31 protein-coding genes and 2 tRNA genes are annotated in these 26,508 nt (G+C 38.1%); 1 reads left to right on the top strand and 32 read right to left on the bottom strand.

Annotated features, from left to right (window positions below):
* Positions 1-96 precede the first annotated feature (96 nt).
* Entirely contained in the window at positions 97-735 is a 639-nt protein-coding gene (locus NE257_RS02640; RefSeq protein ID WP_251851335.1) for a YigZ family protein, read from the top strand.
* Position 736: 1 nt separating this feature from the next.
* Here NE257_RS02640 and NE257_RS02635 read toward each other — a convergent pair whose 3' ends face one another.
* From NE257_RS02635 to NE257_RS02480, 32 genes are all read right to left on the bottom strand, one after another.
* Complete coding sequence (locus tag NE257_RS02635; protein WP_251851334.1) at positions 737-1,441, bottom strand: GntR family transcriptional regulator; 705 nt, start codon at positions 1,439-1,441, stop codon at positions 737-739.
* A 42-nt stretch (positions 1,442-1,483) separates the two neighbouring features.
* The gene (locus NE257_RS02630; RefSeq protein WP_251854320.1) at positions 1,484-1,645 is read right to left on the bottom strand and encodes a hypothetical protein; all 162 of its coding nucleotides are present in this window, start codon (positions 1,643-1,645) and stop codon (positions 1,484-1,486) included.
* 81 nt (positions 1,646-1,726) lie between these two features.
* Positions 1,727-1,798 (bottom strand) — tRNA-Gln (locus NE257_RS02625).
* A 1-nt stretch (position 1,799) separates the two neighbouring features.
* A tRNA-Tyr gene (locus NE257_RS02620) sits at positions 1,800-1,883 on the bottom strand.
* A 75-nt stretch (positions 1,884-1,958) separates the two neighbouring features.
* The gene (locus tag NE257_RS02615; RefSeq protein WP_251851332.1) at positions 1,959-2,189 is read right to left on the bottom strand and encodes a DUF2969 family protein; all 231 of its coding nucleotides are present in this window, start codon (positions 2,187-2,189) and stop codon (positions 1,959-1,961) included.
* A gap of 81 nt (positions 2,190-2,270) precedes the next feature.
* On the bottom strand, positions 2,271-2,918 hold the full coding sequence (locus NE257_RS02610) for a CBS and ACT domain-containing protein (RefSeq protein ID WP_007208672.1): 648 nt from the start codon (positions 2,916-2,918) through the stop codon (positions 2,271-2,273).
* A gap of 3 nt (positions 2,919-2,921) precedes the next feature.
* The gene (locus tag NE257_RS02605; RefSeq protein ID WP_007208673.1) at positions 2,922-3,623 is read right to left on the bottom strand and encodes an ABC transporter ATP-binding protein; all 702 of its coding nucleotides are present in this window, start codon (positions 3,621-3,623) and stop codon (positions 2,922-2,924) included.
* Positions 3,623-4,399, bottom strand: a complete 777-nt coding sequence (locus NE257_RS02600; RefSeq protein ID WP_007208674.1) for an ABC transporter ATP-binding protein — start codon at positions 4,397-4,399, stop codon at positions 3,623-3,625. Before NE257_RS02600 ends, NE257_RS02605 begins: the two co-directional genes overlap by 1 nt.
* Entirely contained in the window at positions 4,377-5,357 is a 981-nt protein-coding gene (locus NE257_RS02595) for a branched-chain amino acid ABC transporter permease (protein WP_007208675.1), read from the bottom strand. Before NE257_RS02595 ends, NE257_RS02600 begins: the two co-directional genes overlap by 23 nt.
* 9 nt (positions 5,358-5,366) lie before the next feature.
* Complete coding sequence (locus NE257_RS02590; RefSeq protein ID WP_251885741.1) at positions 5,367-6,245, bottom strand: branched-chain amino acid ABC transporter permease; 879 nt, start codon at positions 6,243-6,245, stop codon at positions 5,367-5,369.
* An 84-nt stretch (positions 6,246-6,329) separates the two neighbouring features.
* A complete protein-coding gene (locus tag NE257_RS02585) occupies positions 6,330-7,508 on the bottom strand; it encodes an ABC transporter substrate-binding protein (protein WP_251885740.1) in 1,179 nt (392 codons plus the stop codon).
* A gap of 173 nt (positions 7,509-7,681) precedes the next feature.
* A complete protein-coding gene (gene yidD, locus NE257_RS02580; protein ID WP_251885739.1) occupies positions 7,682-7,969 on the bottom strand; it encodes a membrane protein insertion efficiency factor YidD in 288 nt (95 codons plus the stop codon).
* A 55-nt stretch (positions 7,970-8,024) separates the two neighbouring features.
* The gene (locus NE257_RS02575; RefSeq protein ID WP_007208678.1) at positions 8,025-8,201 is read right to left on the bottom strand and encodes a DNA-directed RNA polymerase subunit beta; all 177 of its coding nucleotides are present in this window, start codon (positions 8,199-8,201) and stop codon (positions 8,025-8,027) included.
* 16 nt (positions 8,202-8,217) lie between these two features.
* On the bottom strand, positions 8,218-9,513 hold the full coding sequence (gene murA, locus NE257_RS02570; protein ID WP_007208679.1) for a UDP-N-acetylglucosamine 1-carboxyvinyltransferase: 1,296 nt from the start codon (positions 9,511-9,513) through the stop codon (positions 8,218-8,220).
* 47 nt (positions 9,514-9,560) lie between these two features.
* Positions 9,561-9,794 carry a DUF1146 family protein gene (locus NE257_RS02565; RefSeq protein ID WP_040367376.1) on the bottom strand — a complete coding sequence of 78 codons (234 nt, stop codon included), beginning with the start codon at positions 9,792-9,794 and terminating at the stop codon, positions 9,561-9,563.
* Positions 9,795-9,930: 136 nt separating this feature from the next.
* Positions 9,931-10,353, bottom strand: a complete 423-nt coding sequence (locus tag NE257_RS02560; protein WP_007208680.1) for a F0F1 ATP synthase subunit epsilon — start codon at positions 10,351-10,353, stop codon at positions 9,931-9,933.
* 13 nt (positions 10,354-10,366) lie between these two features.
* Positions 10,367-11,773 carry a F0F1 ATP synthase subunit beta gene (gene atpD, locus NE257_RS02555; protein WP_007208681.1) on the bottom strand — a complete coding sequence of 469 codons (1,407 nt, stop codon included), beginning with the start codon at positions 11,771-11,773 and terminating at the stop codon, positions 10,367-10,369.
* 27 nt (positions 11,774-11,800) lie between these two features.
* Positions 11,801-12,706, bottom strand: a complete 906-nt coding sequence (locus NE257_RS02550; RefSeq protein ID WP_007208682.1) for a F0F1 ATP synthase subunit gamma — start codon at positions 12,704-12,706, stop codon at positions 11,801-11,803.
* Positions 12,707-12,729: 23 nt separating this feature from the next.
* On the bottom strand, positions 12,730-14,289 hold the full coding sequence (gene atpA / locus NE257_RS02545; protein ID WP_007208683.1) for a F0F1 ATP synthase subunit alpha: 1,560 nt from the start codon (positions 14,287-14,289) through the stop codon (positions 12,730-12,732).
* A gap of 23 nt (positions 14,290-14,312) precedes the next feature.
* Positions 14,313-14,855 carry an ATP synthase F1 subunit delta gene (gene atpH, locus NE257_RS02540; RefSeq protein ID WP_007208684.1) on the bottom strand — a complete coding sequence of 181 codons (543 nt, stop codon included), beginning with the start codon at positions 14,853-14,855 and terminating at the stop codon, positions 14,313-14,315.
* Positions 14,845-15,366, bottom strand: a complete 522-nt coding sequence (atpF, locus tag NE257_RS02535; protein ID WP_007208685.1) for a F0F1 ATP synthase subunit B — start codon at positions 15,364-15,366, stop codon at positions 14,845-14,847. The genes atpH and atpF overlap by 11 nt, the downstream gene beginning before the upstream one ends.
* Before the next feature lie 60 nt (positions 15,367-15,426).
* Positions 15,427-15,639 (bottom strand): ATP synthase F0 subunit C, encoded by a 213-nt coding sequence (gene atpE, locus NE257_RS02530; RefSeq protein WP_007208686.1) that lies wholly within the window; start codon positions 15,637-15,639, stop codon positions 15,427-15,429.
* Between the two features lie 32 nt (positions 15,640-15,671).
* Positions 15,672-16,391, bottom strand: a complete 720-nt coding sequence (gene atpB / locus NE257_RS02525; protein ID WP_007208687.1) for a F0F1 ATP synthase subunit A — start codon at positions 16,389-16,391, stop codon at positions 15,672-15,674.
* A 266-nt stretch (positions 16,392-16,657) separates the two neighbouring features.
* Positions 16,658-17,116: an SsrA-binding protein SmpB gene (smpB, locus tag NE257_RS02520; protein WP_007208688.1), complete on the bottom strand. Its 459-nt coding sequence runs from the start codon at positions 17,114-17,116 to the stop codon at positions 16,658-16,660.
* A gap of 12 nt (positions 17,117-17,128) precedes the next feature.
* Positions 17,129-19,474 (bottom strand): ribonuclease R, encoded by a 2,346-nt coding sequence (gene rnr / locus NE257_RS02515; protein WP_251885738.1) that lies wholly within the window; start codon positions 19,472-19,474, stop codon positions 17,129-17,131.
* Positions 19,464-20,240, bottom strand: a complete 777-nt coding sequence (locus NE257_RS02510) for an alpha/beta hydrolase (protein ID WP_251885737.1) — start codon at positions 20,238-20,240, stop codon at positions 19,464-19,466. The genes rnr and NE257_RS02510 overlap by 11 nt, the downstream gene beginning before the upstream one ends.
* A gap of 66 nt (positions 20,241-20,306) precedes the next feature.
* Positions 20,307-20,543 (bottom strand): preprotein translocase subunit SecG, encoded by a 237-nt coding sequence (gene secG / locus NE257_RS02505; RefSeq protein ID WP_007208691.1) that lies wholly within the window; start codon positions 20,541-20,543, stop codon positions 20,307-20,309.
* A gap of 142 nt (positions 20,544-20,685) precedes the next feature.
* The gene (gene eno / locus NE257_RS02500; protein ID WP_007208692.1) at positions 20,686-21,987 is read right to left on the bottom strand and encodes a surface-displayed alpha-enolase; all 1,302 of its coding nucleotides are present in this window, start codon (positions 21,985-21,987) and stop codon (positions 20,686-20,688) included.
* A 117-nt stretch (positions 21,988-22,104) separates the two neighbouring features.
* A complete protein-coding gene (gene tpiA, locus NE257_RS02495) occupies positions 22,105-22,860 on the bottom strand; it encodes a triose-phosphate isomerase (RefSeq protein WP_251851326.1) in 756 nt (251 codons plus the stop codon).
* 48 nt (positions 22,861-22,908) lie between these two features.
* Complete coding sequence (locus NE257_RS02490; protein ID WP_007208694.1) at positions 22,909-24,099, bottom strand: phosphoglycerate kinase; 1,191 nt, start codon at positions 24,097-24,099, stop codon at positions 22,909-22,911.
* Positions 24,100-24,210: 111 nt separating this feature from the next.
* The gene (gap, locus tag NE257_RS02485; protein ID WP_007208695.1) at positions 24,211-25,212 is read right to left on the bottom strand and encodes a type I glyceraldehyde-3-phosphate dehydrogenase; all 1,002 of its coding nucleotides are present in this window, start codon (positions 25,210-25,212) and stop codon (positions 24,211-24,213) included.
* Between the two features lie 39 nt (positions 25,213-25,251).
* Entirely contained in the window at positions 25,252-26,295 is a 1,044-nt protein-coding gene (locus NE257_RS02480) for a sugar-binding transcriptional regulator (protein WP_040366839.1), read from the bottom strand.
* Positions 26,296-26,508 lie beyond the last annotated feature (213 nt).

Genomic DNA, 26,508 nt, shown 5'->3' with positions numbered 1-26,508 from the left:
TCTCGTCACCTCCTTACTCATTTCAAAATTCTACCCTCTTACAAAGTTGAAAACTAGCAACTGATTGACTATACTTACTTGAAAGGAGGAGAACTGTTGAATACTAATTATATTACTATTGCCAAAGATGAAACAGATGAGCAACTAATAAAAAAATCACGATTTATTTGCACAGTTCATCGCATTGAATCCGAAGATGAAGCTAGATCGTTCATTGCAATGACTAAAAAGGCACACCCAAAAGCAAATCATAATTGCTACGCGTTCATTGTAGGACAGACGCCTGAAACTCACCGCTCAAGCGATGATGGCGAGCCAAGTGGAACTGCCGGTATCCCAATGCTAGACGTGTTGAAAGGTCAGAAGCTGACAAATACCCTTGCCATCGTCACACGTTACTTTGGCGGAACGAAGTTAGGGACAGGAGGATTAGTACGTGCATATGCACATAGTACCAAGTCGGCAGTAATAAAAGCTGGCCTAATCGAAAAACGGCTAGAATCAGCTGTCACTATATTTATCGACTATTCTAATCTCAATCAAACCAACTATTTTCTGGAAGCAAAAAAAATCAACACACTTTCAACCGAATTTTTACAAGAAGTTGCGCTTACAATTTCGACAGAACATCCTGAAATAATTAAAGCTGAGCTAATTGAATTATTAAATGGTCGCGTCCGTATTGAGGATGGTCCGAAAACATTTTATGACTATCCTATTTTACAAGCTGATTAAGCTATTTTTCTAAATAAAATTCAAAACGCGAGCCAACATATTGTGTACGCACATACTCGAACGGCCGACCGTCATCAAAGAAAGAGACTTGTCTTAGTCGCAACACCGCGTCACCACGTTTGATATTTAAAAATTCAGCAATCTTTTCTGATGCTTCAGTCGCAGAAATTGTTTGGTTAGCACGCCCAATTTTAAATCCTTCATCTTCCAATATCCGATAAAATGAATTCGTGATGCTCTCTTTCGTAAACTGATTGATTAGCGTTTCTGGGATGGAGGCGAGTTCAAAACAAATTGGTATCCCATCCGCGTATCGAATTCTCTCCATTCGTAAGACAAGTTGCTTTTCACTTAAAGCTAATTTTTCTATTTCACTTGAGCTGGGAGAGGTCACAAAATAAGAAGTCACCTTGCTTGACGGCTGTCTTCCTTGGGACAACATAATTTCAGTAAAACTTGTTGTTCCAGTCATCTTTTCCTGAACTTTTCGATTGGCTACATACGTGCCAGAACCTACTTTTCTTTCCAAAATACCTTCATCAGACAAATTCTGAATCGCTTGCCGTAAAGTCATCCGACTAACGCCAAAATGCAAAGATAATTCCCGTTCGGATGGTATACGATCCCCTACTTGCCAGATATTTTCTTCTATTTTTCGTTTGATATCATCATGTATTTGAATATATATAGGTAATTGCTCTGCCATTTGTTTTCTCCCTAAGCTCAATCTCTTAAAAGTGAATGACTATTATTTATTTTTTGCATGCCATTTAATTGTTTGTTGTTTTAATCGTGATCTTGTTCCTGCTACCTTTTTTCCTTTTGACTCATTGAAGTCCTTCTTCGATAAGTCGTACACTTCCAATGCAGCTTCTCGAATCGCCAATTTAATTTTTTTCGTCATTTTCATAATAATTCCTCCTTTAAAATAACAACACTATAAAAAAATAAAGAGAGTATCGAAACATTCGATACTCTCTTTATTGCAAGACTGGGGTAGCTGGATTCGAACCAACGCATGAGGGAGTCAAAGTCCCTTGCCTTACCGCTTGGCTATACCCCAATGGTGGAGGAGAGTGGATTCGAACCACTGAACCGAAAGGAACGGATTTACAGTCCGCCGCGTTTAGCCACTTCGCTACTCCTCCAATGTTGTCTGAATAACCCGACCTCGTTATAATACAACATTATATAACGCATTGCAAGTAGAATATCAAATTTTTTTAATCTTGTAAATTCCATTGACGAATAAACAATTCTAATGCGTCATCCATTGTTTTGGCACTTCCGCAATTTTCATCGCCAATAAAAACCTGAAAGTCTTTGGTTGCATAGGTCAAGATTTCACCAATTTTCTTCTTGCCTAAGTATAGTTCCCCAACTTCATATTTTTGACCGTTGATTACTTTTGTTGTCTCTTGGAATTGAATTTCCGTGTCTTTATTTTTTCGCATTTTCCCACCTCATGAATAGTGTAGCATAACTTTTGCATAAAAAAAACAGGTGACCGTCGCAACAGTCACCACAGTTAGAATTTATTTGACATTCGTTAATACCGCATCGACAACTTGATAGCCCGCGTCTTCAAATAATTCACGAATCTTAATTACTTGTTTAGAAACAACTTGGAACTCAACAATGGTGCCATCTGATTTTCTGTTGACGACAATCGTTGATATACTCATTTGATGATCGGCTAAAATTTTTGATAAATCAGCAATTACACCGGACTTATCCTTAGAAATATTGACGCTAATTCTCGTGCCACCTTCGTGATAGCCAGTAATCTTTAAGAAAGCATCAAAAATATCATTATTCGTAATAATTCCAACCAAATTCCCATTGTCTAAAACAGGTAAAACGGCTACACTATTCGTCCGCATTTTTGCGATAGCATCTTCCAATAAGGCTGTCGGTTGAATAGTTAAAACATCTTTAATCATTATATCTGATACGTTTGTTTTGTTAATTAAATAATTTAATTCATAGACACTTAGTGACGTAGCCTTTGATGGCAATGCAGATTGAATCACGCCTTCAGTAATCAATCCGACTAAGTGCCCCTCTTCTACCACCGGAAGACGGTGAATATTATGAGCTTTCATTACATCTATCGCATCAAATACAGGTGTAGCTGGCGTAACTGTTACAACTTTTTTTGTCATGAAATCACTAACACTCATTGTTTACCCTCCCAAGTATGCTTTCTTCACAGCTTCACTGGCTAATAATTCTTGACCAGTACCTTCAAGAACGATTTTCCCAGTTTCTAAAACATAACCTCGATTCGCAATGGATAAAGCCATTTTCGCATTTTGTTCAATCAATAGAATCGTTGTTCCTTGCTTTTGAATTTCCTGAATAATCGAAAAAATTTCTCGAATGAAGATTGGCGCCAAGCCCATTGAAGGCTCATCTAAAAGCAATAACTTTGGCTTAGACATTAAGGCTCTTCCCATTGCTAGCATTTGTTGCTCCCCACCTGACAATGTGGCTGCATCTTGATTTTTTCTCTCTTTCAATACTGGAAATTTCGAAAAGACTTGTTCATAATCTTGTTTGACTTCCTTATCTTTCCGTAAAAATGCCCCCATCTCCAAATTTTCTTGAACCGTTAACCCTGGAAATACATGACGGCCCTCAGGTACTTGAGAAAGTCCTGATGCGACAATTTTTTGGGGTGCTTGTTTTTCAATCCCTTTGCCCTCAAAAGAAATTTTTCCTTTCGAAGAACGAGTCAAACCTGATATCGTTCTAAGGATGGTTGTTTTTCCTGCTCCATTGGCACCAATTAATGATACTATTTCACCTTTTTCGACATGAAAAGACACATCGTGAACGGCTTGAATCATACCATAGTGGACAGATAAATTTTCGATCTCTAACATTATAAATCTCCCCCTAAATATGCTTGAATGACCCTAGGATTATTTTTAATTTCTATGGGGGTACCATGTGCAATGACTTGACCATATTCTAATACATAAATTCGCTCACATACATCCATAACCAAGCTCATGTCGTGCTCGATTAAGACAATAGTAATTTGAAATTCACGTTGGATTTTTCGGATCAGCTGGGTCAACTCTGCAGTTTCTTGAGGATTCATGCCCGCTGCCGGCTCATCTAAAAATAAAATTTTTGGTTGCGTTGCTAAGGCACGAACGATTTCTAATCTCCGTTGTTCCCCATAAGGCAGATTTTTTGCTAGGGTATCCATCTTAGAATCAAGACCAAAAATCTGAAGAAGCTCTTTTACTTTTGTGGTCATCATTTCTTCTGTACGATAAAATTTAGGTAACCTGAAGACACTTGTTAAGAAACCTTCTTTATTTTTTGAGTTCATTGCAATTAAAACATTGTCTAATACTGTTAAGTCTTTGAATAAACGAATATTTTGAAATGTCCGAGACAAGCCAAGATCAGCAACCTTATAAGGTTTTATGCCATTTAATCGTTCTTCTTTGCCACCAACTTTTAATAACACATCACCTGAACTAGGCTCGTATACACCCGTCAATAAGTTAAATAATGTCGTTTTTCCTGCTCCATTCGGACCAATTAATCCTATTAATTCATTTTCTTCAACTGACATGGAGACATGGGAGACGGCCGCCAGACCACCAAAATTTTTCGTTAAATTATTTACCGTTAGAAGTGCCATCTAAGTCGCCTCCCTTTTTGCTAAAACGATTGAACAAGCGTTTGATTGAGAACTCCCAAGTGCCTAATAATCCACTTGGTTTAAAAATCATAATACCAATTAATGCTAATGCGTAAATGATCATTCGCAAGCTACCAAAATCTTGCAGGTACATATTTAAAACACCTAAAACAATAGCTGCCAATACAGAACCAGTCGTACTTCCTAAACCACCAAATACCGCAATAATTAAAATATCAATGGATTTATTAAAGGTGTAATCACTTGGGAATACAGATTGTTGATAACTAGCATAGAGTGTCCCGGCCAAGCTTGCCAACATGCCACCAAACACAAAGGCAATTACTTTAAATTTGGTTGTATTGACTCCCATCGATTCTGCAGCAATCTCATCTTCTCGGACTGAAAGAGTCGCACGACCTCCACCGCTATTAATGAAGTTTGAAACAAATACAACAGTCAATACAGCAAAAATAAATACCAACTGCCAATTACTGAATTCTGGAATACCAAAAATTCCTGAAGGTCCATTTGTTAACCAACTATTGTTTACTATAAGAATCCGAATAATTTCAGAAATACCTAGTGTTGCAATGGCAAGGTAATCCCCTTTTAAACGCAATGTTGGTGTTCCGACTACAAATGCGACAACGCCTGCAATAATCATACCTACGATAATCGCTAGCAAAAAGCCACCAAAAGTAGGATTCTTAGTCGTAATAATCGCACTAGCATATGCGCCAATTGCCATAAATCCAGCATGTCCTAATGAGAATTGACCAGAAAAACCAATAATTAAGTTCAAGCTGACTGCCAAAATAATATTAATACCGATATTGACAATAATCGCATCTGTAAAAATATTTATAAAGCCACCATTATACAAACCAAATAAACCAAAATAGATGACCAACGTAAGTAGCAACCATGTTAGATTGTATTTCAAGTTTTTTTTCATTTATGCCACCTACACTTTCTCTTTAATATTTTTACCCAAAATACCAGCTGGGCGAATAAGTAAAATAATGATTAAGACGCCATAAACAAAAGCATCTTTATAATCTGAAAAACCGAGTGCAGTGGAAATTGTTTCAATCAACCCAATGACAAAACCACCAATGGCTGCCCCAGGTATAACACCGATTCCACCTAATACAGCTGCTACGAAAGACTTCAATCCGGGTACTACACCCATCATTGGATCAATCGAATTGTAATACAAACCAATCAACATCCCACCTGCTGCAGCCAATGCTGACCCTAAAGCAAAAGTGAATGAAATTGTCCGATTGACATTAATCCCCATCAATTGGGCTGCATCTGCATCCACACTGACTGCACGCATCGCTTTACCCATACGTGTTTTTTGAATAATAACTTGTAATAAAATCATTAAAAATAGCGAAACCCCTAAGATTAACAATTGAATATTACTAACGGAAATAAACCCCAACTGATAAGTCTGACGTGCAATGACTTGCGGAAAAGGTCGCGTATCTGGTTTGAAAAAATAAATCATTAAGTTTTGCAATAAGTATGAAACCCCAATTGCTGTGATTAACGCAGAGATACGTGTCGATTTTCGTAAAGGACGATAGGCTAAAAATTCAATGACCACCCCTAAAATAGCACAACCCACCATGGCAATTATCATAGATGGGAAAAAGCCAAAACCTAATTGTTTAACTAAAAAATATCCAATAAAACTACCAATCATGTAGATTTCACCATGAGCGAAATTGATTAGTTTGATAATACCATAAACCATCGTATATCCTAATGCCATTAATGCGTAAATACTTCCTAAAAAAAGACCATTCACGACTTGTTGTAGTAATACTTCCATCTCATCACTTCCAATTTTTTATTATCAACGAAAAAGGCTAAGACAAAACCCTATACGATTTTGCCCCAGCCCCACTTACCTTACTTATGGATTGATCGTCTCTGCTGAGCTTTCTTTTCCATCCGTATATTTGATGATTACCACTGATTTTTCTGGATTATGGTCTTTATCAATCGTGATATTACCAGTAACACCTTCAAAATCTTTCAAACTTGCTAACCCTTTTGTAATTGCCGCTGAATCAGCTGAATTTTGATTGATGATTGCTTGCTTGATCATGTTCATTGCATCATACGCCAATGCATTAAATGTTGAAGGTTCAGTTCCATATTTTTCCTTATATGCATCTATGAACGGTTGTACAGTATCGTTTGCTGGAGCTAGAATTGAAAAGTGTCCGGTATAGTAAACATCAGTAACATTGCTTGCTCCCGCTAATTGAACAATCTTTTCATCTCCGAAGCCATCTGCACCAATAATTGGTTGGGTAATTCCCATTTCTCGTGCTTGTTTGATGATTAGACCAGCTTCTTCATAATAACCAGGTACATATAAAACATCGAAGTCTGAGTTTTTAATTTTTGTTAAAACTGCTTGGAAATCTTTGTCACCACTCGTAAAGTTTTCTTCAATAGCAATATCGCCTTTGTATTCAGATTTAAATGCTTTTGTTAATCCAATCGCATAATCACTTGAATTATCACCCAAAATGGCCACTTTTTTCGAATCTAGCTTTTCCGTTGCATATTGTGCTAAAACTTTCCCTTGGAAACTATCTTGGAAGCTTGAACGGAAGACATATTCTTGCACTTTTCCATTACTCATTGTAACAGAATCATCTGTTCCAGAAGGAGTAATAAACGGTACTTGTGCTTTTGTTATGTTCGGAATAACAGCTTTCGATGCACCAGACGTTGCAGGACCAATAATTGCCACAACATCATCGTTGGTTGCTAAGTTGGCAGCAGCAGTTGCAGCTTCGTTGTTATCAGATTTATTATCTTTAACAACTAATTCAACTTTTTTACCTAAAATTCCACCGTCATTATTAATTTGTTCTACAGCTAATTCAATACCGTCTTTTTCTTGTGATCCATAACCGGCAACTGCGCCAGATAATTCTAAATTCACACCGATTTTAATGGTATCTCCGGTTTGTTTGTTTCCGCCATCTGCGGAACTACTCGATTTTCCAGTCGGGCTAGCACTACAAGCACCTAGGATAAATAGACTTGCAAACAAAAATGCCAACTTCTTTTTCATCATTACTTCCTCCCTTAAATTCCCCTGAATATGAATCATAATATACCTAAAATAATAACAATTGTCAACGAATTTTCAGAATATTTTATTTATTCTGTCATAGATAGCTTACTTTATGTATTTAATTTGTCTAAATTGTGAAATTTCACCCAAAAAAAAAGAAAACACTCAAATTAAGAATGTTTTCTTTTCATAATATCTTGATAGTTAGGCTCAACTCTATCGACCCTATTTCTAACCAATGAAAATTTTGTTGGTACATAGTCAAGGCCTCCATGAACGAATGGATGGCACCGCAATATTCTAGAAATGCCCATTACCGCACCTTTAAAAAAACCATGTACCGTAACTGCTTGAATCATATAATTTGAACAAGTAGGATTATAACGGCAACTTGGTGGTGTCAACGGAGAGATAAATTTTTGGTAACCTCTGACAAGCCCAATAAGTATTTTTTTCATATATGACCTCTCTACAGATGAACGATTTGTTCAAAGATTGTAGACCAACAATCAACTATAGGAAAAATTCAAAAATATGTTGCCACAATTTTCCACTAAACACACCAGTCGGGTTTCCGTCACCAATGTAGCCGTAGCCGACCATTAAGCCTACAAAAAATAAAATCATCGCAATCAAAATAACTAGTACTATTTTAAATAAAGACATAAGTATTGTTGAAGTGTTTTTCATTGTATTCACATCCTAATTAAAATGAATAAGCGGCCACTTTTTCGTTCGAACTATCATTGATTCGTTCAATTTTTGCACCTAGTTTTTGTAATTTTTGATGGAATTGATAATACCCACGATCTAAATATTTTAAATTCCGCACTCGTGTAATACCTTCAGCACATAGTCCAACTAAAACCAATGCTGCCGCAGCACGTAAATCTGTCGCATGCACGATAGATCCTTGCAAGTCATTTGGTCCATCGATTACGGCTACATTTCCATCAATCTTCACTTTAGCATTCATGCGCACCATTTCTTCTAAATGTTGGAATCGGTTTTCAAAAACCGTTTCTGTCACAATACTTCTACCGTGCGCTAACATTTGGATAGCTGTCATTTGCGCTTGCATATCGGTGGGAAAACCAGGATGGGGTAGGGTTTTAATATCTGTCGCTTTTAAGATTTTAGGTCCTACAATCCGAATTCCTTCATCATTTTCTGAAATTTCTGCACCCATCTCCGCCAATTTGGATAAAAGCGGACGATTGTGTTCGGCAATTGCATTTTCAATTAGAACATCACCTTGCGTCATCGCGGCTGCTACCATAAAAGTACCTGCTTCAATCCGGTCCTGTACGATAGCGTGCTCTACAGCGTGAAGTTTTTCCACACCTTCAATGCGCATCGTTTCAGTACCCACACCAAAAATCTTGGCACCCATTTTGTTTAAGATATTTGCTAAATCAACTATTTCAGGCTCGCGGGCAACATTACTAATCACAGTCGTTCCCTTAGCCTTCACTGCAGCCATCATAATATTTTGCGTGGCTCCGACACTTGGAAAATCCAAATAAATATTCGTCCCAATCAACTGATCGGCAATCGCTTCGATATAGCCATCCTTTTGAATGATTTGTGCGCCTAATGCTTGAAACCCTTTTAAGTGCAAATCAATTGGCCGCTTACCTATAGCACAGCCACCTGGCATAGCTACTTTGGCATGACCATTTCTTGCCAATAATGGTCCCATGACTACTATTGATGCACGCATTTGGCTTACGTATTCATAGGGTGCTTCTATATTTAAATCGGCTGTCGCATCGATAGTGACTTGCTTTTGTTCTTCATCAAATTTTACTTGCGCATTTAATTGACGGATTACCTCATTCATTGTAAATACATCTGATAAAATTGGTACATTATGTAAGTTGGTTGTTCCTTCATCTGCTAATAAACTAGCTGCAAGTATCGGTAAGACTGCGTTTTTTGCTCCTTCAATCTTAACTGTACCCTTTAATTGATTACCGCCTTTAACGATAATTTCATCCATTATTGTTCCCTCCAAAGCATAGGCTTAACTGTATCTTTCATTCATCCTCAAATTCCACTTAAAAATAAATTTTTGCTCAATGCAATCAATTCTAAAAAGAAGCTACTGGCAGTATAACCAATTGTGATTGAGAGCAATACCATTAATGTACGAATTTGCGGGGTTTGTAATGATCGGAACAAGATATCCAATCTCAGGGCTTTTAAGCTCCAAAAAGTTAAATAAATAAAAGCAAGATGGCTCGTAATACGAATGATGACATCTATTCCGTATACTTGCAACACCTTCACATCCCTTCCGCTAAAAACCCATAGGCACATAATACCATAAGTTTTGCAATTAAAAAAATATCTAGTATATAAGAATTTATCAAATAAAAAAAGTCTCTAACAAAATCAGAGACTTCTTTTATAATTGTTACAAATGTTTCGAGACATTGATACGGTTTATTGCTCTATGTAGTGCAACCGTTGCTCGACGAAGTTCATCAACGTCATCTTTCTGTTTAGCTTCTTCAATCATTCGTTCGGCACGAATTTTCGCCCGTTCAGCACGTGAAACATCGATGTCTCTTTCACGCTCTGCACTATCAGCCACTATCGAAACAACACTGTCACGAACTTCCATAATGCCACCATTGACTGCAATCCAATCAACATGTCCATCATCGTCTTTACGACCTACTTTAACTTCATCTATTAGAAGTGGTGCGATCACAGGGATGTGATTAGGCAAGATTCCTAGCTCGCCATCCGTCGTTTTAGCGACGACAATCGATGCATGATGGTCATAGACTAGTCCGTTTGGCGTTACCACATTTACAGTTAAGTATTGACTCATGGTACACCTCTTTCTAGTAGCCTAGTTTTTTAGCCTTCTCAACGGCTTCTTCAATTCTTCCGACACTACGGAAGGCTTCTTCAGGTAGCTCATCGTATTTGCCATCTAGAATATCTCTAAACCCTTGAATCGTTTCTGAAACAGGTACATATGACCCTGGTTGGCCTGTAAATTGTTCAGCAACGTGGAAGTTTTGAGATAAGAAAAATTGAATTCTTCTAGCACGAGAAACTAATACTTTTTCATCTTCTGATAACTCGTCCATACCTAAAATAGCGATAATATCTTGTAATTCACGGTAGCGTTGTAAGGTATGCTGTACTTCCGTCGCTACTTGATAATGTTGTTCACCGACAATTTCTGGCGCCAAGGCACTAGATGAAGATGCCAGTGGGTCAACAGCTGGATAAATCCCTTGTTCTGTCAATTTCCGTTCCAAGTTAGTCGTTGCATCCAAATGAGCGAACGCTGTGGCTGGCGCTGGGTCAGTATAGTCATCCGCTGGTACATAGATGGCTTGAATCGATGTTACTGATCCTTTTTTGGTAGAGGTAATTCTTTCTTGTAATTGCCCCATTTCAGTGGCTAGTGTTGGTTGGTATCCTACCGCTGATGGCATCCGGCCAAGTAAGGCGGATACTTCTGATCCGGCTTGAGTAAAACGGAAAATGTTATCGATAAACAACAATACATCTTGCCCTTCCACATCACGGAAATATTCCGCAATTGTCAATCCAGTCAAGGCGACACGCATCCGCGCACCAGGTGGCTCATTCATTTGACCAAACACCATTGCTGTTTTTTCAATTACGCCAGATTCACGCATTTCATTGTAAAGGTCATTTCCTTCACGCGTACGTTCACCAACCCCTGTGAAAACAGAAATACCACCGTGTTCTTGGGCAATATTATGAATTAATTCTTGGATAAGGACGGTCTTACCAACACCGGCACCACCGAAAAGTCCAACTTTCCCACCTTTTAAATAAGGGGCTAGTAAATCGATGACTTTAATCCCTGTTTCCAAAATTTCAGTACTTGTACTTAATTCATCAAAGTTTGGTGCTGGTTTATGAATCCCACTACGTTGCGCATCTTTAGGAAAAGGTTCTTGTAAGTCAATTGTTTCACCTAGCACGTTAAATACTCGGCCTAACGTTTCTTTTCCGACGGGCACAGAAATAGATTCGCCAGTATCAACGACTTCCATTCCTCTTTGAAGTCCATCTGTTGACTCCATTGCGATAGCACGAATCACACCATCACCTAGCTCTAAAGCTGCTTCTAATACAACTTTTGTTTTAGAAGCATCATTTTTATAGACAACAAGCGCATTGTTGATATCTGGTAATGACTCATCTAATGAGAATTCTACGTCAACAACGGGTCCAATGACTTGGACAATTTTGCCTGAACTCATTTATTTTCCTCCATTCATTCACGAAAATTATTCGAGTGCAGCTGCACCACCAACAATTTCGGTAATTTCTTGGGTAATTGCCCCTTGACGTGCACGATTGTAACTAATCGTCAAATCATCAATAATATGTTTGGCATTATCCGTTGCAGTTTTCATCGCAGTCATTCCTGCCGCGTGTTCAGCTGTTTTTGCATCCACAATTGCACCATAAATCAAACTTTCCGCATATTGAGGAAGTAGCTGATCCAAGATGGCTTCTCTTGAAGGCTCGAACAGATACTCTTGCTCATATTTTTTGGCTTCACTTGGATCTAAGTCTATAATTGGCAGCATCTTTTCAACTCGGAATTGACTGGTCAATGAATTGACATGATGGTTGTAGCAAACATATAACTCATCAAAGACTTCTGTTTGATACATTGACGTTGCCATATTGACGATTTTGCGTACCTCTTCAAAACTTGGTTGATCAGAAAGATTTCTTAGTTCATATGCAAGTGGAATTCCGCGCGTTTTAAAGAAATCAGCCCCAGTTCCCCCAATGGAAATCATGACATAATCATTGGAATTTTGGTGATCGTCTTTGATCATTGTCATCATTTGTTTCAAAATTGAACTATTATACCCACCAACTAACCCCCCATCGGAAGTTATTACAATATACCCTGTTTTTTTCACAGGTCGACTGATAAGCATGCTGTTGTAGTTGATTCCCTTTTTGCTATCTGGTGTACCCGCAAGGTCAGTTAGTTGCTGTGCTGCCAAGTGGGTAACGATTTCTCGAACTTTAGATGCATAGACCTGAAATTGTCTTGAATGGGCTTCAGATTTTGTAAGCTTTGCCGCAGAAACCATCTGCATTGCCTTTGTAATTTGGCTTGTTTTTTTTGTGGAAGCAATTCGTTGCTTTATTTCATTTAGAGAAGCGCCCATTGCGATTCACCTCTTCCTTACACTTATGCATTTTCAATTGTTGACAATTTGTCTTCAGTTGAACTAGTCGGTTGATTTAATGAAGCAGCAAACAGGTCTTTACAATCTTTGATTGCCTTATTTAGCGCATCTTCCGATGGTAAATCTTTTGTTGTACGAATTGTTTCAAATAAATCTGGTTGATTCGCTTCAATATAGTCAAATAATTGAGCTTCGAAATCTAACACTTTATCAACAGGAATACTATCAATAAATCCATGAGTAAGTGCATAAAGACTTACGACTTGTTTTTCTACAGCTAATGGTGAATGTAGTTTTTGTTTCAAGATTTCAACTGTTCTTCGACCACGATTAAGTTTAGCCTGAGTAGCGGCATCTAAATCTGACCCAAATTGGGTAAAGGCTTCTAATTCACGGAAACTTGCTAAATCAAGACGTAATGTTCCAGCAACTTTTTTCATTGCTTTAATTTGTGCTGAACCACCAACCCGAGACACTGACAATCCTGCATCAACGGCTGGACGAATTCCAGAGTAGAATAAGTCACTTTCCAAGAAAATTTGGCCATCGGTAATTGAAATAACGTTTGTCGGAATGTAAGCGGAAATATCTCCTGCTTGCGTTTCGACAAATGGTAAGGCCGTCATCGATCCGCCACCTAATTCATCACTTAACTTCGCAGCACGTTCTAATAAACGAGAATGCAAGTAAAAAACATCCCCAGGATAAGCTTCACGACCTGGTGGACGACGAAGTAGTAATGACAGTTCACGATACGCAACTGCTTGTTTTGATAAATCATCATAAACAATTAATACATGTTTGCCATTATACATAAATTCTTCACCCATTGCTGCACCAGCATAGGGGGCGATGTATAACATTGGCGCTGGTTGGGAAGCGCCAGCAGACACAACAATTGTGTAATCCAATGCACCAAATTTTCTTAGTGTTTCGACTTGCGTTCTTACTGTTGAGTCTTTTTGACCAATCGCGACATAGATACATATCATATCCTGTCCTTTTTGATTAATAATTGCATCGATAGCGATTGATGTTTTCCCAGTCTTTCTGTCACCGATGACAAGTTCACGTTGGCCACGGCCAATTGGAACTAACGCATCAATCGCTTTTAAACCAGTTTGCATTGGTTCATGGACTGATTTACGTTGCATTACTCCAGGAGCGGCAGCTTCTACTGGGCGCGTTTTATCGGTTTTGATTTCACCTAATCCATCAATCGGTTGACCTAATGGATTTACCACACGTCCAATTAGTGCTTCGCCAACAGGAACTTCCATAATTTTACCTGTTCGTTTTACCTTATCGCCTTCACGAATGGATTCAAATTCACCAAGGATAATAATCCCTACATCATTTGACTCTAAGTTTTGTGCCATACCATATGAACCATTTGAAAATTCAAGGAGCTCTCCACTCATCGCATTTTCTAAACCGTGTGCGCGGGCGATTCCATCACCTACATATGTCACCGTTCCGATTTCTTCAACGGAAAGTTCATTTTTATAATTTTTTATTTGCTCTTTAATCAAGGCACTGATTTCTTCTGCTTTGATAGCCATTCGGTTCACCTCTCATCTCTTGTTTATCTCGCTAGCTTAGCACGGAGATAATCTAATCGACTTTTTACACTACCATCAATCACTTGATGATTGGCTTCGACAATTACACCGCCGATAATCGTAGGATCGATTTTTTCTTCTAACTTCGCTTGCTGGTAATGCAACAATGAGGCTGTCTTACTTTCCAACGCCTCTTTTTGCTGACTATTTAAGGGCACAGCAGTCGTAACTGTACCAATGACTAACCCTTTTTGATCGTCATAGCGGCGTTCAAATTCAGCAAAGATCAGTAAAAAATCATCCATGCGATTGTATTCAAATACAATTTCTAAAAACCGTAACATTAAGCCAGAAAATGGCTCAACCAATGTGTCCATCAGTTGTCTCTTTTCATTTTTATCCAAGCGAACATCACTTAGTAAATCGCCTAATGTTGGAATTTCTTTATAGATATTTCGTAAGCTAAGCAAGTCTTGATAAATTTCGTCTGTTTGGCCATCTTCGACCGCCAATTCAAAGAGGGCTTTTGCATATCGTTTGCCAACAGTGGCTTTATCAAGCTTCATGGCTTCCTAGTCCTTCGATATACTCATTGATTAATGATTCATGGGCTTCAGGCGACAATTCTTTTCCTAGAATTTTCTCTGCGATTTGAAGTGATAGTGAGGCTACCTCATTCTTCACTTCAAGAAATGCAGCATCTTTTTCAATAGAAATATCAGATTTTGCCTTAGCTTTTAATCGTGAAGCTTCCTCCTTTGCATCAGTAACTATTGCTTGGCGGGTTACTTCTCCAATATCTTTCGCATTTTGAATAATCGAAGCAGCTTCTGAACGTGAATTCATCAGCTGATCTTGTCTTTCTTTTTCAAGCGCAGCTGCTTTTATTCGAGATTGCTCTGCAGAGTCAATGTCATTGGCAATTTTTTCTTCACGCTTTTTTAACATTTCGCTGATAGAACCCCATGCAAAATGTTTCAAAAGCAAAAGTAAAATAAGCATAGCCCCACTTACGACAATCATGTTGCCCCAAGTGGTATTTTTTACTGCAGCTGCTATAACTAAGTGATTTAGCATTGCGCAACTTCCTTTCAAGGATGTAACCAAAAATTACAAATCCACTATTCTTTGATTTGATTATCTGAAAACTAGTAATAACGCAATAACGACCCCTAGAATCGGCACAGCTTCAACAAGTGCTACCCCAATAAACATCGTAGAACGCAATTGGCCTGTCATTTCAGGTTGGCGAGCCATTGATTCAATTGTTTTTGAAATAACTTGACCATTACCATATCCTGCTCCAATTGCTGCTCCGATAATTGCTAATCCTGCTGCGATAAAATTCATGTTGTTTTCCTCCTAATAAGTTTTCACTTTTTTTAATGTTCTTCCACAATTTTGTGGCTTAAAAATACCATGAATAAGGTGACAAAGACATATGCTTGAATTGCTCCGATAAATAATGAAAAGGCAATCCAAATCATTTCAAGCGGTATTACGATAGGTAGTGACCACCACCCTATAGAAATTAGCATTTTTGCAATTAACCCTAGTAACACTTCACCAGCAAAAATATTCCCATATAACCGTAGTCCCAATGTAATGATATTCGTAAACTCTTCAATAATCTTAATAGGTAATAAAAATCCTACTGGTTTTAGATAAGCATTTACTAAATATCGCTTAAATCCTAACTTTTTCACACCAAAGAAATGGGTCATAGCAATCGCCATTAATGCAAGTGTCAAAGTTACGGCTGGATTAGCAGTTGGTGACTTCCAAAGAGTCAAATCTTTTTCAACAACTATTTTGGTTACTAATCCAATTTCATTGGCAATAAAAATAAATAAAAACAAAGTCACGGCAATTAAATGATACGTACTGACATCCTTACCTGGTAAATTATCACCAACAATTTTTCGAACAAATTCAATAATCCATTCGATAAAATTTTGTTTACCAGTCGGTTTTAATTTCAAGTTCCTTGTGCATAGGAACACAATAAGAAAAACCAATAAACATGTAATAGCCGTCATAATCAAAATAGTCCCATCAAACCATAGCGGCCCAATACGAAACAATAAAGATTGTTCTTCCAAATGGTCTCACCTCTTTTCGACAAAGATCAACCAACGATGATCTTGTGATATTTTAATCATTCTTAGCGACAACGGTATCATACCACCACTAGTAGAAAATTTCAAAATATTTTCAAAAAAATTTAGACATATTCTCAAAACTGTTCAATGAATTTCAAGTGTTGGTACTAACCTCAATAAATAAGCCGCCTTCAAACCAATCCTATCAGACAATGACGTGAATTTAAAGTAAGATTAACAAAATTTCACAAAAATCCATGATACGTTTAAAAGTTTTTCAAAACACGACTAATTTGTCGTTCTTGGTCTTTTCTTTTCAATGTTTCGCGTTTATCATACTCTCTTTTCCCTTTGGCTAACCCAATCAAAACTTTTGCAAAGCCATCTTTTATATAGACTTTTAATGGCACAATTGTTGTCCCCGGATTTTTTGCTTCGTTAGCAAGCTTTTGGATTTGCTTTTTATGCAAAAGAAGCTTTCTTGTTCTTAAGGGATCGTGATTAAAAATGTTTCCTTGGTCATACGGACTTATATGGACATTGTACAGATAAGCTTCGCCATTACGAATACGAACGAACCCATCTTTTAGATTAATGCGACTGTCCCGCACAGATTTGATTTCCGTACCTTGCAATACCACTCCCGCCTCGATTGTCTCAAGGATGCTATAATCGTGACGGGCTTTTTTATTTTGAGCAATGAGTTTTCCTTCACCTTTTGGCATAAGATCCTCCTCTTAACGAGTTTTTTTCTTTGTTTTTTTCTTTTTTGCTACTTCTTTATAAAATGGCTTTTTCTTTGGCTTTGCTTTTGGTTGTTTTTTATTTTTTGCTGTTTTTTTCTTTGATTGAAACTCTTGGCTTTTCGGTTGACGTCTTTTACTTCGATTTTGTTGAGTGAGATTTGGTAGTGCCTCTACTTGCTCAGAATGAATCAGCTCGAAATCAATCTCACGAGTATCAGGATCTGACTTTGTTACTTTCACTAGGACTTTTTGACCAATTTTAAAGGTTCTACCAGTCCGTTCGCCCACTAACGCCAAATGTGTATCAATAAAATGATAATAATCGTCTTTTAACTCATTAATATGGATTAAACCTTCCACAGTGTTTTCAAGTTCAACGAAAAACCCAAACTTCACTATAGAACTAATCATTCCTTCGAACTCTTCGCCAATATGATCTGCCATAAATTCTGCTTTCTTCAAAGCATCTACTTCACGTTCTACCTCCACAGCCTTGCGTTCCATTTGTGAGCTATGGTTAGCAATATCAGGAAGTTTTTCAGCCCATTTTTGCTGATTTTCCTTGGACCGATCATTGTCATACGAACGAATCAAGCGATGGACGATTAAATCTGGATACCGTCTAATCGGTGAAGTAAAGTGCGTATAGTAGTCCGCTGCTAAGCCATAATGTCCTTCATTACTCTCAGAATACTTTGCTTGTTGCATACTACGTAATAACATGGTGCTAATAACAGGTGCTTCGGGTTTTCCAGCGACACTTTCAAGAACATTTTGTAAATCTTTTGGAGAGATACTTCCTTTTGTCTGCTTGACGATGAGACCTAGGGCAGCTGCGAACGTAAAGAAACGTTGCACTTTTTCTTCTTTTGGATCTTCATGAATCCGATAAATAAACGGTAGCTGCTTCGTCTCAAAATGCTCTGCAACTGTTTCATTAGCCGCTAACATAAATGACTCAATCATGCGTTCACCAATCCCACGAGAACGAAAGACAATATCTACTGGATGTCCTTGTTCATCAACAAGGACTTTCGCTTCAGAATCCTCAAAAGATACCGCACCTCTTCTCCTGCGCATGTCAGTCAAGATATGGTGTAATTCAGCCATCTCATGAAACATTGGTACTAGGTTTTTGTAGTGTGCTATCGTTTCTTGTTCTTGATTCTCCAAAATATCATTAACGGCAGTATACGTCATCCGTTCTGTCGTTTGAATCACACTTTGAAAAATAGCGTAATTTTGGACTTTCCCAGTCGAGTCAATCTCCATTTCACAACTCATTGCTAATCTAGGAACCCGTGGATTTAATGAACAAATGCCATTAGACAAGCGTTGCGGTAGCATCGGTATTACACGGTCGGTCAAGTAGACACTCGTACCTCTTTCAAAAGCTTCCTGATCCAGCGCAGAATTTTCACGAACGTAATAGGAGACATCAGCGATATGCACTCCCAAAAAATAGTTACCATTCGCTAATTTACGTACTGTCACCGCGTCATCTAAGTCCTTCGCATCTTCCCCATCAATCGTGACAATCACTTCATCTCGTCGATCTTTGCGACCTGATAGTTCTTTTTCATCGATGGAATCACTCGTTTGATCTGCTTCTTTTTGAACTTCTTCAGGAAAGGTTGTTGCTAATCCATGAGAAACAACAATGGACATAATATCCATGCCAGGGTCGTTTTTGTGACCGAGAACAGAAAGTACGACACCCTCTGCACTTGTAGCATATCCAGGCTCAGGATAATGACTAATCGTCACTTTCACAATGGCGCCCTCCACCGGTCGAATACCGACAGCAGAAATAAAAATTTTAATGCCATTTAATTTTTTATCTTTTGGCGTAACATAGCCGTATAGATCAGTCTCTTGAATTTCCTCTTCCTCATACAAGTGAAACTCTCCCACGACCTCAGAGAATGCCCGTTGAATGATTTCTTGGACTTTTCCTTCTGCACCTTTATCACTACCAGGTAACGCGGGCTTCGTGATGTCTATCGCGACAGTATCACCATCCATCGCATAACCCGTCGCTCCTTGAGGAATATAAATATCCTCTTCTTCATCAGGAATGCTCACAAAGCCAAAGCCTCGCTCATTTGCACGAAAGGTTCCCTCAACCAAGATTTGTGGACTTGGAAGTTTCACTTTCCCTTTATTTGTAAACTCGATCGCTTTGTCGCGCTCCATACTTGCTAAAGTTTGTACGAGCAACTTAAAGTCTGCACTTTTTTGTAAACCTAACCCCGTTGCCAATTCTTCGACTGAAAAGGTTCGTTTCTTTTGATTCAGCAAATACTGATTGACGTGCTCTTTGATTTTATTGGTCATGCATTTCCTCTTTCCAAGGTAAACTCTCGATAAACGAGAGTACGTCTCTTTCAAATTCTTTGTGTTCTTTCCCAACTGTTACTACATGTCCACTATTAGGATACCATTGTAATGTAAATTTTTGGCTTTTTATTTTTTGAATCACTGTAAACACACTATCCGGTGAAATCATCTCATCCAATGCTGCCTGAGCAATAAAATAAGGTGCATCCATTTGTGAGAGTTGCTCATACGTCCTTCTCCCATGGGTATGGATGTTTTCAAGTTGTGTGTCTACCAGTGAGGGAATGGCCTCTAAACGACGTTGCTGCTCTTCTGGTGTATCATCAGAAAAAGTATCTAACATGAATTGGGCATAACGGTAAAAATTTTCAGGTACATTGGTCTTTTCAGGTAATAATGGAGAACAAAAAGCCCCACCGCCAATTAAGCCACTAATTTTTTCTTCTAAGGCTCTCGTGGCGAATAAACCACCCATTGATAAACCAAATATAGCAATCTCTTGAAATCCTTCCTGTTTTAAAAAGGCAATCGCCGCTTGTGTATCTTGCCACCATTGATCTGGCTCTTCATTTAAGATATCTTCTGGATTCCTTGTGCCGTGACCTGTGAACATTGGCGTATAGACTGTATAATTTGCCTGCTCTAGAAAGCGTGCCAACATCCGCACATCATTAGGGCTACCAGAGTACGCATGTAGTAAAATAATGGCTCGACTAGTTTTTTTAACATAAATTGGTTTAGGATTCATAAATTTTTTCTTCATAGTTCACCTCGGCTATTTTTTATACATATCTAGCAAAAAACCTCTCATTTCTGAGAGGCTTCAAGATTATTTTGATGATAAGAAAGCTAGCACAAATAGTAAGATGATCCAAATCGCTCCTAAAATTGCTGTTGAGCGTTGCATTACTGCTTCAAATCCTCGTGCTTTTTGCTTTCCAAATAATTGATCTGCTCCACCCGTAAAGGCGCTTGCTGCACTATTTTGTTTGCTTGGTTGCATCATAATCGTTGCTATAATAACAAATGACAACACAATGACTACACCTAAAATGAAATCGTACATGCTTAAAAAACCTCCCTAGTTGCCGAAAATATCTCATTACTACTCTAGCATATTTAAGCAAAACTTACCACAAAAATTTATTTAGCTCAAAACGAAAAACCTCTCTACAAGTGTAGAGAGGCCCCCATCATCAAATGAATGATTATTTGTTTTTTAAGTTGTAGAAAGATTTCAAACCTTTGTATTCAGCAACTTCACCTAATTGGTCTTCGATACGTAATAATTGGTTGTATTTTGCAATACGGTCAGTACGTGAAAGAGAACCAGTTTTAATTTGGCCAGCGTTTGTTGCTACAGCGATATCAGAGATTGTTGAATCTTCTGTTTCACCAGAACGGTGAGAAACAACTGCAGTGTAGCCAGCTTCTTTAGCCATTTCGATTGCATTAAATGTTTCAGTTAATGTACCGATTTGGTTCACTTTGATTAGGATTGAGTTACCAATTCCTTGTTCGATACCTTTTTCAAGTTTTTCAGTGTTTGTAACGAATAAATCATCACCAACTAATTGAACTTTGTCGCCTAGACGGTCAGTTAATAGTTTCCAACCATCCCAGTCGTTTTCATCCATACCATCTTCAATTGTGATGATTGGGTATTTGTTAACTAATTCTTCAAGGTAGTCTACTTGTTCAGCAGCAGTACGTTTAACGCCTGTTTCACCTTCAAATTTAGTATAGTCATATACGCCGTTTTCGTAGAATTCAGATGAAGCACAGTCAAAACCAAGATATACATCTTTACCTGGTTCTAAGCCAACTTTTTTAATAGCAGCTAAGATTGTTTCAACTCCGTCTTCAGTTCCTTCAAAACGAGGAGCAAATCCACCTTCGTCACCAACAGATGTTTCTAATCCGCGGTCATGTAGGATACCTTTCAAAGCGTGGAAGATTTCAGCACCCCAACGTAATGCTTCTTTAAATGTAGGTGCGCCTACAGGTAAGATCATGAATTCTTGGAAAGCGATTGGTGCATCTGAGTGAGAACCACCATTTACAATGTTCATCATTGGTGTAGGTAATACTTTTGTATTAAATCCACCTAAGTAATGGTATAAAGGTACTTCTAGATAGTCTGCAGCAGCACGAGCAACAGCGATTGAAACACCTAGAATAGCGTTCGCACCTAATTTTCCTTTATTAGGAGTACCATCTAAAGCGATCATTGCTTTATCAATTGCCATTTGATCACGAACATCGTAACCGATAATCGCTTCTGCAATCACGTTATTTACGTTGTCAACTGCTTTAGTAACACCTTTTCCACCATAACGAGCTTTGTCACCGTCACGTAATTCGACAGCTTCGTATTCACCAGTTGAAGCTCCAGAAGGAACCATTCCGCGTCCAAACGCACCTGATTCTGTATAAACTTCTACTTCGATTGTTGGGTTACCACGTGAGTCTAAGACTTCGCGAGCGTAAACATCAGTAATAATTGACATGATTTTGTCTCTCCTTTAAGTGTTGTTATATTAAAAAGGAATATTCCTTTTTCTAACATCTTTATTGTAATGAATTTTTGTGTATCCTGCAATTGAAATTACAGTTTGCTACCAAATTTATTTTACAGCATCTAATAATGCTAAGAATGAATCAGCTTCCAAGCTTGCGCCACCAACTAATGCACCATCAACATTTTCTTTTGCCATGTATTCAGCGATATTTTCTGGTTTTACTGAACCACCGTATTGGATACGGACTTTAGATGCTACGTCATTACCGTATAATTTTTCTACAGTCGAACGTACCACGCCACAGATTGTATCTGCAATCGTTGCATCCGCAGATTTACCAGTTCCAATAGCCCAGATTGGTTCATACGCAATCACCATGCTACTTACTTGTTCAGCAGATAAATCAGCTAAGCCAGCTGTAATTTGTCCTTCGATCCATTCAGCTGTTTTTTCAGCTTCATATGTTTCAAGAGATTCACCACAACATAGGATTGGTAACATACCGTTTGCAAAAATTGCTTTGGCTTTTTTGTTGATTTCTTCATCTGTTTCGTGGAAGTATTCACGACGTTCAGAATGGCCAATAATTACATATTGAACACCAAGGTCTGCTAAGGCTGCTGGTGAAGTTTCACCAGTGAATGCACCAGCATTTTCCCAGTAGCAGTTTTGAGCAGCAACTTTTAAGTCAGTTCCTTTAGACTCAGATACCAAAGTTTCTAAAAATAATGCTGGTGAACCAACAACTGAATCTACCTTGTCGTTGCTAGGGATTTTTGTTGCTACTGCTTGAGCAAAAGCTTTTGCTTCAGAAGCAGTTTTGTTCATTTTCCAGTTTCCTGCGATAATTGGTTTACGCATGTTTGACACTCCTCTATAAAAAACATTCACTATATTTACTAATTTAGATTATTTATCGTTAATAGCAGCTAATCCTGGTAAAGTCTTGCCTTCTAATAATTCAAGACTCGCACCACCACCAGTAGAGATGTGGGTAAATTTGTCAGCAAAGCCTAATTGTTCAGCTGCAGCAGCAGAATCGCCACCACCAATAATTGTGATTGCATCTGGTAATTCAGCAATTGCTTTACATACACCAATAGTCCCTTTAGCAAAGTTAGACAGTTCGAATACGCCCATTGGACCATTCCATACAACTGATTTTGCGCCTTGCAATTCTTTTGTAAATAGTTCAACGGTTTTTGGACCGATATCTAGACCTTCTAAGTCATCAGGAACATTTTTTTCATGAATTTCTGTGTGAGCATCGTTGCTAAAGTCATCTGCACAAACAGTATCGATTGGTAAGATAATTTTGCCATCTGCTTTTTCTAATAAGCTTTTAGCTAAGTCTACTTTATCTAATTCACAAATAGATTTACCTACTGAATGGCCTAATGCCTTGTAGAATGTGTAAGTCATTCCACCACCAATAAGAATTTTATCAGCTTTATCGATTAAGTTTTCGATTACACCAATTTTATCTGATACTTTTGCTCCACCTAAGATAGCCACCATCGGACGTTTTGGATTTTCAACTAATCCACCAACAAAGTTGATTTCTTTTTCCATTAAGAATCCAGCAACAGTCGGAATACCAGTAGAAGCAATACCAACATTAGAGGCGTGTGCACGGTGAGCTGTACCAAATGCATCATTTACAAATACATCACCTAAAGAAGCCCAGTATTTGCCTAATTCTGGATCATTTTTGCTTTCTTTTTTGCCGTCGATGTCTTCAAAACGAGTGTTTTCAAATAAAACAACATCTCCGTCTTTCATCCCAGCGATTGCAGCTTCTAATTTTTCACCACGTGTTTCTGGCACAAATGTTACTTCTTTGCCTAATAATTCACTTAAACGTTTAGCAACTGGTGCCAATGATTTTCCAGCTTTATCTTCTTCTGTTTTTACACGACCCAGGTGAGAGAACAAGATTGCTTTACCATCATGATCTAATACATACTTAATTGTAGGTAGTGCTGCTTTAATTCTTGTATCGTCAGTAATTACTCCGTCTTTCAATGGAACATTGAAATCCACACGTACCAATACTTTTTTGTCTTTTAAGTCAAGATCTTCAATAGTCATCTTTGCCATTGAATATACCTCCTAGCTATTATACAACAGTTATTTTCTAAAAAAAAAAGCGGAGAAGCGCGCTGCTCCCCCGCTCATACAATGCAAAATTAGATTTTATGACTACAAATCTTATAATTTAGCGAAGTATTCTAAAGTACGAACTAATTGTGAAGTGTAAGACATTTCATTGTCATACCAAGCAACTGTTTTAACCAATTGTTTGTCGCCAACTGTCATAACACGAGTTTGTGTTGCATCGAATAAAGAACCAAAGTTGATTCCAACAATATCAGATGAAACGATTTCGTCAGTTGTGTAACCAAATGATTCGTTAGATGCTTTTTCCATTGCAGCATTTACTTCGTCAACAGTTACTTGTTTTTCTAATACAGTAACTAATTCAGTTAATGAACCAGTTGGAACAGGAACACGTTGTGCAGCTCCATCTAATTTGCCGTTCAATTCAGGGATTACTAAACCGATTGCTTTAGCCGCACCTGTTGAGTTAGGAACGATGTTTGCAGCAGCAGCACGCGCACGACGGAAGTCGCCTTTAGGGTGTGGTCCGTCTAAAGTCATTTGGTCACCTGTGTAAGCATGGATAGTTGTCATTAATCCTTCAACAACACCAAAATCGTCATTTAAAGTTTTAGCCATTGGAGCTAAACAGTTAGTAGTACATGAAGCACCAGAGATTACTGTTTCGTCTCCAGTTAATGTTTCATGGTTTACGTTGTAAACGATTGTTGGTACATCGTTACCACCAGGAGCAGAGATAACTACACGTTTCGCACCAGCTTTTAAGTGTAATTCTGCTTTTTCTTTAGAAGTGAAGAATCCAGTACATTCTAAAACGATATCAACACCTAATTCACCCCAAGGTAATTCTTCAGGGTTACGGTTAGCTAATACTTTAACTTCTTTTCCGTTAACATTGAAAGATCCTTCGTGAACTTCAACTGTACCATTGAAACGGCCTTGTGTTGTATCATATTTTAACAAGTGAGCTAACATTTTAGCATCTGTTAAGTCATTGATAGCAACTACTTCGATTCCTTCTACATCTTGGATACGACGAAATGCTAAACGTCCAATACGTCCAAATCCATTAATACCTACTTTAACTGTCATTTAAGATTTCCTCCTTATGAAAATCATAAAAATTTTATTTTAAAGGGTTACCCCTTTTAAAATCTCATTAGCAGCAGCTTCATCAGTGATGAGCCACGTTTGTTTTGGTGCATTTTGCATGTAAGCTCGAATTGCTTTGGCCTTTCCTCGTCCACCTGCAACTGCAAATACATAGGGAATATGTTGAATATCTTTCAATTGTAACCCAATTCGAGGGATTTTATAAATAATCTCTCCTTGTTCATTGAAAAAATACCCAAATGACTCAGCAACCGCATGCTTTTGTTTTAGCATTAAAATATCGGTCTCTGGCATTTTCCTTCTTGCTGCCATGTGCAGTGCTCGTCCAATCCCGTGAATCACACAATTTGCCTGTCCAATCAAATTTAATACTTCTTTAATCGAAGGCTCTTGTAGTAGTGAATCATATGTTGTGGAGCTCAATTGTTCTGGAACGAACAACGAACGATAATCACCATGCGATTTCATCGCCATTACGGCGCTGACTGAATTGGCTTGTACATTTACAGATTCCCCAATTCCTCCGCGAGCTGGTACAAATAAATTGTGTCGGCGATCAGTTTCCAAACTTCTCAATTCTTCCGCAGCCATCGCCATGGTTGTACCACCCATTACAGCAATGATATTGCTTTTTTCTGGAAGCTTTGCATCAAGTGCTTCATTAAGCAATCTTCCAAATGAACTGATCACTTTTCTTTGTTGGTCAGAATCTCCATCAGCAATTAAACATTTGTCAATACCAAAATAGCTTGCCAATTGCTTTTCTAGCTGTCTCATCCCAAAAAGACGATCTACTAGTGAACCCAACTGGGAATATAACTGCTCCCCTTTTTTGGTGAGTAACATCCCACTTTTTGATGAAGAAATCAGATTTAAGTTTTTCAACCCATCTGTTTCAGTTCTCAAAACTCGTTCAGTCAAGCCAAGACTTTCTGATAAGCTTCTACGTCCTACCGGTTGCATCCAGTAAATATGCTGGAGAATACGATATCGTTCTTGTAAAACGGTCAAGATATCCGGAACGATTTCCTCTAACACTTTAAAATCATCTTGCTTTTGCATAAAAACCTCCGGCGGACAAAAAACGTCCAACATAGACTTAATACGACCCGTTGAGGATAAAAATTTTTGAAGAGCATCTAATAACTCTTACAAATGAATGATAGCACGATTTGAATTATGATGCAACCATTAGCTGTTCAACATTTTAATGAATAAGAAATCTTAACACTTTATTCATAAGGAAACACTTCATAATCGCTCTACATAGCGGTT

This window comes from Enterococcus italicus (genome assembly GCF_023743875.1).
GTDB classification, from domain to species: domain Bacteria; phylum Bacillota; class Bacilli; order Lactobacillales; family Enterococcaceae; genus Enterococcus_G; species Enterococcus_G italicus.
The sequence above is the reverse complement of the archived record's forward strand: the minus strand, read 5'-3'. Positions and strand labels throughout refer to the sequence as shown.